The sequence below is a fragment of the Streptomyces spongiae genome (genome assembly GCF_009377185.1).
Lineage (GTDB): Bacteria > Actinomycetota > Actinomycetes > Streptomycetales > Streptomycetaceae > Streptomyces > Streptomyces spongiae.
Window position 1 is genome coordinate 1 of sequence record NZ_VJZC01000298.1, and the last position, 12,103, is coordinate 12,103.

The window sequence follows — 12,103 nt, forward strand, 5'->3', positions numbered from 1 at the left end:
GGTCAGGGCGGATTTCGGGTAGCAGGGCAGCCAGCCCGGGAACGGGTGCGGCCTTCCTTGCCTCAGTCGGCGACGCGCGCACCGATGGCCCGGGCGCGGCGCCGGGCTTCGGGGCTGAGGCCTTTGCGGCGGGGGGAGGTGCGGGGGTTGAACGCGGTGGGCTGGGAAGCGTAAGTCAACTTCGTCAGGCCAGGTTTGGCGATGACGCAAACGAAGCGGGGGTCGCCCGCGTACCACAGGTCGCCGTTGAAGCCCTTGCGTGCGATGCGGTCCCAGGGCCGGAAGAAGAATCCGGAGAGTTTCGGCGACACCGTCTTCTCCGGCCGGTCGGGATCGGGCAAGAGGAAAGAAGCCTTGCGCCCCCGTGCGTCGTACTGAACGCCACCGGGCTGCTGACGCCAGGGGTAGACCGTCAGGATCCGGCGCATCCGCCCGAATCTGCACAGCTTCATGAAGGACATCACGGCGTTGTACCCGAGCACGGCCAGCACGACCGCCATGGGCACCACGGCCCCCACGGGCAGCAGCCCGACAGTGACGAACACCGCCCCCCACCACAGCGCCACCCAGCCGAGGAACCTGGCCAGTTGCCCTGCTGCCCAGCGGGACAGGGCACTGGCGGTGCCGGGGCCGTCCCAGGCCACAGGACCGTTGAATCCGCCCTTGTTGCTTAGGTTGGTGCTCACTCGTCGCTCACCTCGGTCGGCCAAAGTCGGCCGTGATGCTGTCCTTGACCCTGTCGGAGCACCGTCGCGCTCGTCCCCGCGTACGGTCCGTTCGATGTACGGCAGAGGCTTGCGGGCTGATCCACCGGGGTGCGCTTCAGTCAGCGACGCGGGCGCCGATGGACCGAGCGCGACGGCGGGCTTCAGGACTGATGCCTTTGCGGCGGGGAGAGGTGCGAAGGTCGTACGCGGTGGGCTGGGCGACGTAGCTCAGCGTCTTCGGCCCAGGCCTGGCGACCACACAAGCGAAGCGAGGGTCTCCCGCGTACCACAACTCGTCGTGGAACCCCTTGCGGACGACACGGTCCCAGATTCGGAACACCCCTCCATGTTCCTCAGGCGACTCTGTTTTCTCCGGCTGGTCCGGAATCGGCAGGACGAACACTGCCTTCACCCTCCTGGGCCCTCGCCGTTCAGCGTGGACTCCGTCGGGCTGCTGCCGCCAGGGATAGACAGTGAGGATCCGGTACATGCGCCAGAGTTTGAACAGTCCATAGATCTGGGCACCCACGAGGTAAGCGATCACCACCAGAGGCAAGGCCGCCACGGCTGCCACGCCTCCCGAAAAGATCGCGATCACCACACCGTAGAGCCAGGCCAGCCACACCGCCGTCCAACCGAGCATCTTGCCCAGAAGCCGCGCCGCCCAGCGGCACAATGCAGCTCGAGTCCCGGGGGTCTCCCAGGCCACAGGGCCATCGAAGCCCCCGGCGTTCTTGCTCAGTCTCATGGAGTCATCCAAAGTCGGCGGCAATGTCGTCCTTGATGGTGCTTCCCCTGTCAGACCCTTCGCCCCGTGCGGCGCGCTCGATCTCAGGCATGGGGTCCTGGAAGGTCACGCTGTGCGCAATGCTTTCCATCAAGCCGCGGTAGTGCTTGCGGGAGTTCACAGCCACCGTACTCAGCGTCAGGACAGCGAGCTGCGAACCCGACGGAGCCGGAACATAGAGGTTGCACTGATAGAGCTCCTGCGCCGCCGTTCCAGCTACAGCGGGCGCGGTGACCAGGGTGTCCGACACTGAGCCAGGACGGCCTCCCGGCAGCGTCAACAGCCCGACATTCTCCGGGCATTCACGCGACGAAACCGCCCGGACAGCCGTGAGCTTGGGCGGGGCCCATTCGATGTCCTTGAGCGCGACGGTGATGACCGAGACCGCGGAAGAGCCGTCATCTGCGTAGTGCATGCCGAGCGAGCAGCCAATGATGCCTTCGTTTCGCATGTACCGCACCATGTGCCGCACGTCGTGCACCATGCCGGCGTAGCGGTCGCGCTCCGCCTCGGGAGCACAGCCGGCGACGAGTGCCATGAGGTACTCGAGACGCGTCTCGTGCTCCGATCCGGGCTCGGCATCAAGGGCGTCAAGCGGAATGTCGAAGTAGCCGCCGGGCAGCGCGTACCAGATCTTGGAACTCGGGTCCCGGGCCGAGTCGTCGATGAGTAGCCGCGGTGGCGGGTTGGCTTCCTCAGTCACCGTGCCACCACCTTGAAGGTGTCCACGGCTGTGGAGAGGGCACCGGGGCCGTCGAAGAGACCCCAGCGCGCGCCGTCGACCCCAGTGGTCGTGTTCTTGCCCGCGTCACTCTTCAGTGCGTCGATGTTGTCGGAGGCAAGCCCGAACCCGGATGTGGCAACACCGGCCACTGGCGAGAGGTAGTCCATCCCCGCCCTGACGGCTTGGCTTCCGCCTGCAGCGCGAGCCACCCAGTCACCCACGGGGTTGAAGGCACCCGCAGTCGAGATCCGGGTGGCGGCAGTGAACGTGTTGTCCCCGAATTGTTTGAAGAACTGGAGCGCTCCGCCCGCGGCTTCGCCTCCATGGATCGCCGATTTGATGGCCCCATTGGCTCCGCGCGTGACCGCCCCGAGTCCCGGCACCGCGCCTGCCGCGTCACCCGCGAGACCCACGGCGTTCTCCCAGAAGTCGGCGTCGAACTCGCCCTTCGTGAAGCCGTCCGCGAGGGAAGCCCGTACCTCGGGCTTGGCGAGCCTGCTGGCTGCGGTGGCGAGACTGGCTCCGGCCGCCACGAGCAGCATCGCGACCCCGAACGGCCCCGTACACAACAGTGCGAGCAACCCCGCCACCGCGGCCAGCACACTGAGAATGTTGGTGAGGTTGTCTCCGATCCAGCTGAGCGCCTGGCTCAACCACCCCGGCTCCTCGGGCGCAAGATCCTTCGTGGAGTCCGTCAGCTTCTTTGCGAGATCCCGCGCATCCGCCTCGTGCGTGCTCTCCAACTCCCGCGCCTTGCGCATCACCTCGTCCAGGGCGCCCTGCGCGTTGTTGACGGCTGTGACGGCGTCGCTGAGCCGGGTGTTGGCCGCGTTGAGACGGGCCTGCGCGGCCTCCAGCTCGGGGCCTTCGGTGAACGTCTGCCCCGCGAGCTTCAGGTCGGGATCCTTCTGGGCCGTGTCGTGCCGGGAGTTGGCGGTCTTCAGGTCGCCCTTGTGGTCGGCCGCTTCGACGTCGTACTTGTGCGCCAGTTCCCTGCGGCTGGTCAACCCGCCGTGCCACTTGCCGAGGTGGCCGGCGGCCAGCGTCAGGGACTTGTGGGCGTCCTTCATGTACTTCGGCAGGTCACCGTCGAGGGCCTCGCGGAAGCCAACGGCGGCGTCGCCCTCCCAGAAGCTGGACTCGCCGAGGAGCTTGTCGATCTTCTGATAGGCGGTCTGCAGAGCGCTCGCCGAATTGACGAGCTGGGTGCGGAGTTTCTCGACCTCGCCCGGCTGTCCCGGCACCGGATTCCACCCGAGGTGCACGTATGGATTCTGTGCCACCGTGATCACTTCCCCGCAGCCGCGGCGCGCTTGAAGCTCTCCTCCAGGGAGGTCTCCACTTCGCGGTAGTTGTCCGTGTTCTTCTGGAGGCCTTCGGTGAGCTTGTCGATGCGCTCCTTGATCTGCTCGTTGCCGTACTTCCACCGCTCCTGGAACCCGTCGCACGCCTCGTCCAACTCCGGCGTCCCGATCTCGTCGGACCGCACGTGCTGCAGGGCGGTCCGCACCTGCTCAAGGCAGTCGTTGGCGTCCTTGAGGTCCTTGGTGAAAGTCGCGAGCTGATCAATATCGGTCTTGAAGTGGTCTCCCACCCAGGCCTCCCCGTTCACGTTTCGACGGTCGCATCGGCAAACGACAACCGGCGGTCGAATGGGCCGATCATGCCATGGAGTGGCAAACAAACCGTGCCGGGAGCACAGAATCCACACGCGGGGCGCTGCGCTAGCGCGCCTTGGCTTGCTTGCGGCACATCCACCGGGCGGTGCCTGCGAGCGCGCCTTCGAACGCCACCTCCCCGCTGCGTGCTGGCGCGGTCTCACAGCTTGCCCAAGATCACGCTGCGCCACGTCCAGCCCGACTCGAGGACGGCACTCTGCAGGGGGTCACGCAACTCCGAGCTGTCGAAGCGAAAGGTCTCCGTCGCTTCAAGGCCGCCGCCATCTCCGCGCTTGACCCTGTAGCGGCTGGAGACGGTCCTGTCGGGCCCGCGCGAGTACGCCCCTGAAACCTTGAGCTGCGGCGGATTCCCGACCCTGGTGACCTCCCAGCTCTCCTCGAGGACGCGCACCTCTTGGTCCTCCGGGACCAGGCGCATCCGCATCCGGACGGCGCGAGTCAGCTGCGACGCCACGAAGAAGGCCTGCCAGGCGGGCTCCGCCACCCGCCACTCCGCCACCAGATCGGCCTCTTCCGCAGCGCCGCCGCGGATGACGTACGGGGCATCGGGCTGGTTGACGCCGAGCAAGGCCGCGTGCACCTCAGCGGCGGATCGCGGGGCGACCTCGTCGTCGGGGTGCTTGGTTCCGGTCAGCTTGTCGAAGAGTCCCATGAGGTCAACCTATGAGGGGGCCGGGCCGCAGGTTCAGGATTGCGGCTCGCGCGAGACGCTCTACGAAGCAGGGCAGTCGTCCGGACGAACATCGGATGCTGTCCGCGCATGCGCGGAGAGGCCGTCAAGTGGCTCTGGAGTCCCAGTGACACGCCGAATGCACGGCGTGTCACTGGGACTCGGAATCCAATTACCCTCTCCCGGCAGGATTCGCCGACAGCACCCGGATCGTGACGGAAAGCGGCAAGACGGCCGCCGAGGTCGCAAAGGAGCTGGGCATCAACGAGACCACCCTGACCAGCTGGGCGTCCCGGGCCCGCCAGGCCGGAACAACATCTGCCGGTGAGAGCGACGGGCTGGAGCGGCTGCGGCGGGAGGCGCACCTCCACTACGTCACGCTCGACCCCGGCCGGATCGGCTGCACAGCCCGCGCGACCACTCGCCGACCTCCGCTCCTCCCTCACAACCGGGTCGGGAATACCCAGCGTTGGGAAAGTCTCAGTGGCCGTAGTGAGAGGGCCCAGCGACTGCGTGGCAGGAGTCGTGAAGGGGTGGTGTGGGCGCGGCTCCGTGTCCGATCTTGGTGATAGCTTCCGCAAGCTGGTTGTCAATACGCCTGCGGACAGGCGGAGTTAACAAGGGGATCTTGCGGTGACTGATCTCGAAGTGAGCCCCGAGATCCTCAAGAAGGGTGCTGCGGGCATTCTGGAATGCCTCGCGTCGGCCGAAAAGGTGGACCTTGAGCCGCTGGCCAAGCAGGGCTCCTCACTCGGGGCCGATTCAGCCGCCGCGGCATTGGTGACGTTCTGCGCGACCTGGCAGTCGGGCGCCGAGTTCCTCGCCGACTGCGCGGCGACCCTGGCAGAGGGGCTGAACTCGGCCAGCAACAACTACGCGGCAACGGATGACGCCATCCGTGACGCAGTGAACTCGGTCAAGTCGGACTTGAGTTAAGAACGGGGAATCCGCATTCATGGCAGCCGCGCTCGGGGAGACGTCTGACCCGAAGGAACTCATCCCGGGAGACGTCGAGAAGCTTGGCGAGCTCACCACCGCCCTTACCAGCTGGTCGGACAAGTTCGACGGAATCGGCGACGGCCTCCGCGGCCTGCGCATCCCGGGCTGGACCGGTAAGGCAAGTGACGCCTTCTGGCCCACCCTCTCCAAGGAGAAGACCAACTGGTACCTCGCTTCCGACGCGATGTCGGGGGCGGCCAAGGCAGTCGCCTCGTACTCCTCCCTGCTGAGCTGGGCGCAGCAGCAGGCCGCTACAGCGATCGCGCAATGGGAGAGCGGGCAACGCGATTCGGCGGAAGAGGTACTGAAGGCCGCGCGCCAGCAACTTCAGCACGAGTCCGCGGCGTTGGCCAAGAAGCTCGACGGCCTCGCGGGGGGTTCCTCCGACAGTCCTGGCTGGCTCGCGGAGGCCAGGGACTGGGTGGACGCCAAGCAGTGGACCGACGAGCACGGGGTCGGCAAGACCACCCAGACCCATGCGAAGTGGGAGACCGAGAGGTGGCGCCCCAGAGGCGAAGACGGCCAGTGGCGCACCGAGAAGGTGTGGGGCAAGGACGAGAACGGCAACTGGTTCATCCGTGACAAGGCCGCAGGGCCCGAGGACGGCGATCCAACGGATCCGGCCACCGGCAAGAAAGCCGACGTCAAGATCAAGCTCGCCGAGTGGTCGGGCAGCGCCAGCGCCTGGTCGGCAAGTGCCCCCGGAGAAACGACGGTGGGTGGCGCCACGCTGAAGGGCGGAGTGGGGGTTTCGGCACTCGGGGTGGACGGATCCGCCACTGCCAGCATCGCAAACGGGCGACTACAGGCCGGTGTTTCGGGCAGTGCCTATCTGGCGCAGGCTTCCGCGAACGGCAGTGTGCAGTACGGCATCGCCGGAGCCCAGGCCGAGGGCAAGGCCTTTGCGGGCGCGGAAGCCTCGGCGAACCTCTCCGCCGGCAAAGACGGACTGCACGCCGGAGCGGAGGCCTTCGCCGGAGCCAAGGCCACAGGGTCGGTCTCCGCCGATGTGGGCGGCGTCGGCGCCGGAGTGAGCGGAGAGGCATGGGCCGGGGCGGGGGCCTCCGCCAGTGCCGACCTCGGCATGAAGGACGGCAAGTTCACCATCGGCGGAGATGTCGGAGTCGGTCTGGGTATCGGCGGCAAGGTCTCCCTTGATGTCACCATCGATCCCAGCAAGATGATCGACTCGGCCGATGACGCGGCTGACGCCGTCGGAGATGCCTGGGACAGCACGGTCGGCAGCTGGTTCTAGCCCGAGCTGACGCTCATCAAGGAAGTGGATTCACGATGACCACCACGTTGCCGATCAAGATCTCGTTCTCACTGCCGGACGGCTGGCAGGCGGCACCGCCGGACGAGGTGGGCGCGCCTGGCGTGGCCTTCGTCGCGCTCCATCCCGCCTCCATGGACGGGTTCACGGCGAACATCACCATCGCCGGGCAGATGCGCAACGACAGCGCCAGCATGTGGCAGATCGCCGACGAGTCGGTGCGGCGGCTGCAGCAGGCAGGGTCCGTAGAGGTCATCAAGAAGGCCGACGCGGGCACCCCTGACGCCCCGGGTCTGACGGACGCCCCGGGCGTGGTTCAGAACCTCCGCCTCTCCACCACCCTGAGGGGAGAGCCTCTGGAACTGCTCCAGAGCCAGGTGTACCTCGGCATGGAGGACGTCAAGGACCCCTCGAAGCGCGTCGTCATCGAACTCGTCCTCACTGCGAAGCCGAGCCAACTCGGCCAGGTCATCGAGGACTTCAAGGAGTTCATCAGGACGGTACGCCCGGCCGACGAATCTCCGGCGTAGCCGAACGGAATGTCCCTAGCCCCGGGGACCTTTCCCTCCGAAGCAAGGGGCATTCTGGCTACTCAGGCGTCTGGTTGCTCAGGCAGCAGTCCAAGCCTGAGCCGGAATCCGGTCGAGCACATCGCACAGATAGTTCAACTTCTCGTCGACGGCCTGTGGCGACAGGGTGCCCGTGTACCACGTGATGAGTTCGTTGTCGCGGAACCGAAGTGGGGACTTCTTGGCCCGTGTGTCTGCGACCATGAAGGGCACTACGTCACCACTCAAAACATTCCGGAAAAATGCCTCATCGTTGGCAAGGACCCTGAATTCCTTGTCGAACTCCGGTACCTCGACCCGCTTCCCGGGCCGTCCATCCGCAAGCACGCCCAGCTTGCTCCTACGAAGGATCTCCATGTACGCCCCCGAGCCGGGCGCCATGACGACGAAGACCGACTTGATGACGAGACGCCTGTGCTCCCCGAAGTCGTTGACGTCGCCGTCCGCCGTGGATCGTTTGTAGCGGTACTCGAAGTACTTGAAGGAACGGCCGCGGAACTCCCCCGTGGTGTAGTGCCAGGCGGCCTGATTCTCACCCTTGTAGATGATGGGGCCCATACCACCGTACTGATCGATCTGCCCTCGCACACAGGGATGGTACGTCCAACCACGTTCCGGAGCGATCTGGGCCATCTGCTCCCATTCATCCCTGATCCGCGCATCTTGCCTTCGTCCCCGCACGGAAATGGTGATCACCAAGGTGAACATGCCCGCGATGAAAGCGAAGAGCAACACCTTGACGAGAATCCCTACCAGCAGCTCCATGGCCCAAGATTATCGCGGACGCGCGACTGCAAATAGGACCATACGCCCTTCACGGGTGAAGGGCGTCCGCAGACAAGGTGAAGGGATCATGTTGCAGCGTCGGATACCCAGAACGGCCTGATATTCATTCATTCTCACGTGCGCCATCTCCTGAGCGCAGCCTGGGGTGCTCCCGGAGCTTTCCGTGACAGCAGCGCTTACTGTTCCAGCTCAAGTCTGCAGCAGTCGCGTGTCCTGCCAAAGGTGCCTCCGGCGCTTTGGCTTTCTTGATCACACGAAATGGAACCCATCATGGCCACTGCTCGCTTGTCCGCAGCAACTTGCGGCCTCTCGGCCGTAGCCGTCGGCGCGTTGCTCGTCGGCTGCTCGGCCTCGGTCAACGTTGAAAAGGCCGAGCCGAAACTGTCTGCGGACAAGCTGTCCACCACTGTCGCCGAAAAGCTTGCCGCCACGACCGGCCGGCCGAAGCCGGACATCACCTGCCCCGACGACCTCACCGGGAAGGTCGGCACCACCACCCGCTGCACACTCACAGCGGACGACGGCAGCACCCTGGGCGTGACAGTCACCGTTTCCTCTGTCGACGGAGGCAGGATCAACTTCGACATCAAGGCCGACGACAAGGCTTCCCCGGCTCCGAACTGACAAGCGGACCCTGCTGCCCTGCTCCCGCGCGAGTGAGGATCGCCAAAAGGATTCTCGCCGGAGGCGGCGGGCCTCGCAGTGAGCTGTCAGCAGCCCAGGGTGCGGGCAGCGGCTGTCAGGTATGGCGGGAGGAACTGCTGCAGCGCCTCCCACCGAGCCTTCGCCTCGTCCGGGTAGGAGGATTCGATAGTGATGGAATACCGCTTGGTGTTCCGGCCGGCTCCATCCGTTGGATAGCCGGTGCATTCTGCCACGCCGACAACCTTGGAATCCCACACCATGACTGAATCATCGGGGTTCGTCTGCCCGAGCTCGTCGGCGGGAATGTTGAGGTAGTTCAGGGCGATGTCCTTCACTCCCAGCGCATCGGGATACCGCTGACCGCTAATTTCGACCGCGGTATCGTCATCGATCATCACAGCACACCGCTGCGTGTCGTCGGGACCGGTCAGCGACGTGCCAGCATCGATGGACTGTCCGGGCGGCAGGAGCGGCTGCACGAGCTTGACTGCGACGGATATGCCGCAAATCTTGTTGGGCACTGCATATGCCCGGGTCTCTTCACCTGGGCTGCAGGACGCAACAAGTGTGGCAGAAACGACCGCCATCAAACCGAATTCTGGTGGCGTGCGCCTCCGGTATCCGCCCATGTCGTACCACCTCTCACGAACCGGACCTCGATGCGCTTGAACTTCCTCGCAGTCACGGAGGCCCTGCGCGACATAACGAGCAGTGGCGACTGTCAGGTTGCCGGTGCGGCAACGGCTGGGCCCTTCTCGTCGCGGAGGGCCCACCGCCCACCCCTCCCGCCAGAACGGCGTACCTATGGCAACCGCCGTCCCGCATGCCCCAGAGGGAGGGAGTTGATCAGCATCCCTCTGCCTTCGCGGCCGCGGGAAGAAACTTCTTCATGAACTGAGTGAGCTTGGTCTGTGCTTCCTGCCAAGTCTTGGGTTTTCCGATGCCAACCGTTATTGCATAGCTTTGGGCCTCCTCGCCGTCAACATCCGACGGAAGCCCTGAGCAATCCGCTACACCCACAACATGCCCTCTGTACACAGCGATGCGGCCGGAAGAGACGACGGTGATCTCCTTGGCTTGGCTGTCTGGGACGGTCTTCATGAGGACATCTCGGACTGTCAGTTTCTCCTGGTAGCGCTGATCCGAAAAACTGAGCGCACCATTTCCGTCCACCAGGTAGGAGCAAGAGGACCGGTCCTGACCGTCTGCGAGCTCGCCTCCCACATCTGTGAGTTCTTTCCCCGGAGGAAAGAGCGGTTCAATCGTGCTCCGGCCCACCGGAACACCGCAGAGGGCTTTCGGCAGGTCGTACTCCACCGAATGCTCAGCTGAACATCCGGACAGGAGTATTAGCGACGCCAGGAGTCCCCATACTGGCCGCTTCGGAATCCATCGAAAGTCATCCATGGCGGGCGTCCTCCCACTTGGCCCCGGTGCCGTGACTCTGTGCAGCTTCTCCGGCCGCGGCATTCTTTACGTCACGCACGGTGTCCGGGCTGAAGTTGCCGCGCTGGGCTGCCTGTTCGACCGCGGCCTGTGCCGATCGCTGCGCCTCCTGGTTGCCGTTGGTGTAGTCCCGGCCTGCTTCGTCCTGCGCCTCGGTGGTGGTGTCGCGCTGGATGCTGTCCATCACGCTGGTTTGGATGTCCTCGATCGCCCAGCCTGCGGCGTCGCCAACGACGGGGACCCTGATGGCCCCAGTGGCCAGGCCCAGGCCGCGACCGACCCACTTGTTGGCCGTCTCCGCCGATTGGTTGAAATCCGCGTCCTGTGCGCGGTGAGTTTCGAAGATCGCGTCTGCGCGGGACTCGCTCATGATGCCGGCGATAGTCGCCCCCGGGCGGACAGCGCTGGACACCCTCCCCTCGACGGACACCGTGGAGTCTGTCTCGGCGTTCATGGCCCGGTCGACCTCGGCTGTGGTGTACGCCTGCTGCGATGCAGTGATCGCCGCATAAGCGTCCGGATCCTGGCCGACCTGGGAAAGAAACGCCTCGGTGTGCGCGGGGTCGAGCTGCGCGGGAGAACCGAAGACAGGCAAGCTCTCCTGAGTGGAGACAGCTCGCTGGACATCGCCCATGTATTCGGCGGCCACGTTGCCGAGACTGTCGCGGGCGGCCTCATAGGGGGCGCCATCTTCACCGTTGAGGAGTTCGGGGCCTCCCAGACCACCGAACTTGTCCACGATCTGGCGGGCCAGATTGGCCTGTTCCTCTGTGTGTGGGGCGGAGTTGGCGTTGGGGTCACCGTCCCAAGGGCGGCCGTTGGTGGCTGCTTCGAGGGCATGGCCCAGGGAATCGGGAAAGTCGTTCATGGACTTCTCCACGGCATCGGGGGTGTGGCCGGTGATGTCCGGGAAGGAGTCGTAGTCCTTGTTGACGAGGTAGTCCAGGTAGTTGGCGGAGCCGTGGATCTCGGAGAGCTCGCCCTTATGGGTGCCGTCCTCCGCGTACGCCTCCATCGGTGGCGTGAAGTAGTCGGTGGCGGCTTTGTGTGCGCGATGGTGAAGCCTCTCGATCGAAGCAGTAGAGATCATTGACAGCCCGGGGTCTTGACCTGAAATTGAGAGTCTTATTGCCGTTGCATGAGAGATCGCGTGAGTTAAGGATTTGGCGTAGCGAGCGATGCGCTGCGCACGTATGCCCGCAACACCGAGCCAGATGTGGAGCAGATCCAGCGGATACGACACCGGATCCAGCACTTGAAGCTGTCCATCGGCATCTTCAGCAAGTTGCCCGAGTCGGATGAACTGAAGGGGCTGGCCCGCTGCCGCGGCAAGGTGGACTGCGTCGAGGCCGGCAACCAGGCCGACCTGGCTCGGCACGCCGCCTATCAGGCGGCCAAGCATGGCATCAAGCAGGGGATCGTCACGCCGGTCATCAGCGCCAGGATGTGGACGAGCCCATCCAGCGTGCCTACGACGAGTTCGCGCCCACCAACGCGCCTGGCATGACACCGAAGCAACCGTCGGCCTATGACCAGCGGCCCGAGTCGGGGTTTCGACCAGCGGATGGCCATGACCGAGACGGCCAGCCAGAAGAAGACGCGAGAGGACTTCGGGTGACCTGCTACATGGTGGCCTACAAGGTCGACGGCACACGACACACGAGAGGGCTCGTATGACGACGGCCAGGAGGGATGCCGTACTCCGGGATCTGGCTATGCCAGCGCTCCAGGGAGACCGCGTAGTCCACCTGCAACGCTGTCTCTTATAGACATCTGACGTTGTCGACGATTTGCAGTGTGTAGATTTCGTTGGGTGGC

The 12,103-nt window shown here is 65.1% G+C and carries 16 protein-coding genes; 6 read left to right on the forward strand and 10 right to left on the reverse strand.

The genetic code is table 11. From position 1 onward, the window contains the following. Positions 1–62 precede the first annotated feature (62 nt). From FNH08_RS30915 to FNH08_RS30940, 6 genes are all read right to left on the reverse strand, one after another. A complete protein-coding gene (locus FNH08_RS30915) occupies positions 63–686 on the reverse strand; it encodes a hypothetical protein (RefSeq protein WP_152774827.1) in 624 nt (207 codons plus the stop codon). A 136-nt stretch (positions 687–822) separates the two neighbouring features. Next, entirely contained in the window at positions 823–1,455 is a 633-nt protein-coding gene (locus FNH08_RS30920; RefSeq protein ID WP_152774828.1) for a hypothetical protein, read from the reverse strand. A 4-nt stretch (positions 1,456–1,459) separates the two neighbouring features. Next, positions 1,460–2,197 (reverse strand): hypothetical protein, encoded by a 738-nt coding sequence (locus tag FNH08_RS30925; RefSeq protein WP_152774829.1) that lies wholly within the window; start codon positions 2,195–2,197, stop codon positions 1,460–1,462. After that, positions 2,194–3,501: a hypothetical protein gene (locus FNH08_RS30930; protein WP_152774830.1), complete on the reverse strand. Its 1,308-nt coding sequence runs from the start codon at positions 3,499–3,501 to the stop codon at positions 2,194–2,196. Before FNH08_RS30930 ends, FNH08_RS30925 begins: the two co-directional genes overlap by 4 nt. Before the next feature lie 5 nt (positions 3,502–3,506). Continuing rightward, positions 3,507–3,830, reverse strand: coding sequence for a hypothetical protein (locus FNH08_RS30935; RefSeq protein WP_228034465.1), 324 nt, complete (start codon positions 3,828–3,830; stop codon positions 3,507–3,509). Positions 3,831–4,036: 206 nt separating this feature from the next. Further along, complete coding sequence (locus FNH08_RS30940; RefSeq protein ID WP_152774831.1) at positions 4,037–4,549, reverse strand: hypothetical protein; 513 nt, start codon at positions 4,547–4,549, stop codon at positions 4,037–4,039. Positions 4,550–4,779: 230 nt separating this feature from the next. Between FNH08_RS30940 and FNH08_RS54120 the strand changes: the two genes are divergently transcribed. From FNH08_RS54120 to FNH08_RS30960, 4 genes are all read left to right on the forward strand, one after another. Further along, on the forward strand, positions 4,780–5,136 hold the full coding sequence (locus FNH08_RS54120; RefSeq protein ID WP_407704488.1) for a hypothetical protein: 357 nt from the start codon (positions 4,780–4,782) through the stop codon (positions 5,134–5,136). Positions 5,137–5,200: 64 nt separating this feature from the next. Beyond that, on the forward strand, positions 5,201–5,503 hold the full coding sequence (locus tag FNH08_RS30950; protein ID WP_152774832.1) for a hypothetical protein: 303 nt from the start codon (positions 5,201–5,203) through the stop codon (positions 5,501–5,503). Positions 5,504–5,522: 19 nt separating this feature from the next. Continuing rightward, entirely contained in the window at positions 5,523–6,821 is a 1,299-nt protein-coding gene (locus FNH08_RS30955) for a putative T7SS-secreted protein (protein ID WP_152774833.1), read from the forward strand. A 35-nt stretch (positions 6,822–6,856) separates the two neighbouring features. After that, positions 6,857–7,369 (forward strand): hypothetical protein, encoded by a 513-nt coding sequence (locus FNH08_RS30960; protein WP_194238671.1) that lies wholly within the window; start codon positions 6,857–6,859, stop codon positions 7,367–7,369. A 78-nt stretch (positions 7,370–7,447) separates the two neighbouring features. Here FNH08_RS30960 and FNH08_RS30965 read toward each other — a convergent pair whose 3' ends face one another. Then, positions 7,448–8,173: a hypothetical protein gene (locus tag FNH08_RS30965; protein ID WP_152774834.1), complete on the reverse strand. Its 726-nt coding sequence runs from the start codon at positions 8,171–8,173 to the stop codon at positions 7,448–7,450. 291 nt (positions 8,174–8,464) lie between these two features. On the opposite strand from FNH08_RS30965, the gene FNH08_RS30970 reads away from it, so the two are divergent. Next, positions 8,465–8,818: a DUF4333 domain-containing protein gene (locus FNH08_RS30970; protein WP_152774835.1), complete on the forward strand. Its 354-nt coding sequence runs from the start codon at positions 8,465–8,467 to the stop codon at positions 8,816–8,818. A gap of 86 nt (positions 8,819–8,904) precedes the next feature. Here FNH08_RS30970 and FNH08_RS30975 read toward each other — a convergent pair whose 3' ends face one another. From FNH08_RS30975 to FNH08_RS30985, 3 genes are all read right to left on the reverse strand, one after another. Beyond that, the gene (locus FNH08_RS30975) at positions 8,905–9,468 is read right to left on the reverse strand and encodes a hypothetical protein (RefSeq protein WP_152774836.1); all 564 of its coding nucleotides are present in this window, start codon (positions 9,466–9,468) and stop codon (positions 8,905–8,907) included. A 217-nt stretch (positions 9,469–9,685) separates the two neighbouring features. Continuing rightward, positions 9,686–10,156: a hypothetical protein gene (locus FNH08_RS30980; RefSeq protein ID WP_152774837.1), complete on the reverse strand. Its 471-nt coding sequence runs from the start codon at positions 10,154–10,156 to the stop codon at positions 9,686–9,688. A gap of 82 nt (positions 10,157–10,238) precedes the next feature. Continuing rightward, positions 10,239–11,540, reverse strand: a complete 1,302-nt coding sequence (locus FNH08_RS30985) for a hypothetical protein (RefSeq protein ID WP_194238672.1) — start codon at positions 11,538–11,540, stop codon at positions 10,239–10,241. Here FNH08_RS30985 and FNH08_RS30990 point away from each other — a divergent pair, their 5' ends adjacent. After that, entirely contained in the window at positions 11,541–11,792 is a 252-nt protein-coding gene (locus FNH08_RS30990) for a hypothetical protein (protein WP_152774838.1), read from the forward strand. The last annotated feature ends 311 nt before the right edge of the window (positions 11,793–12,103 follow it).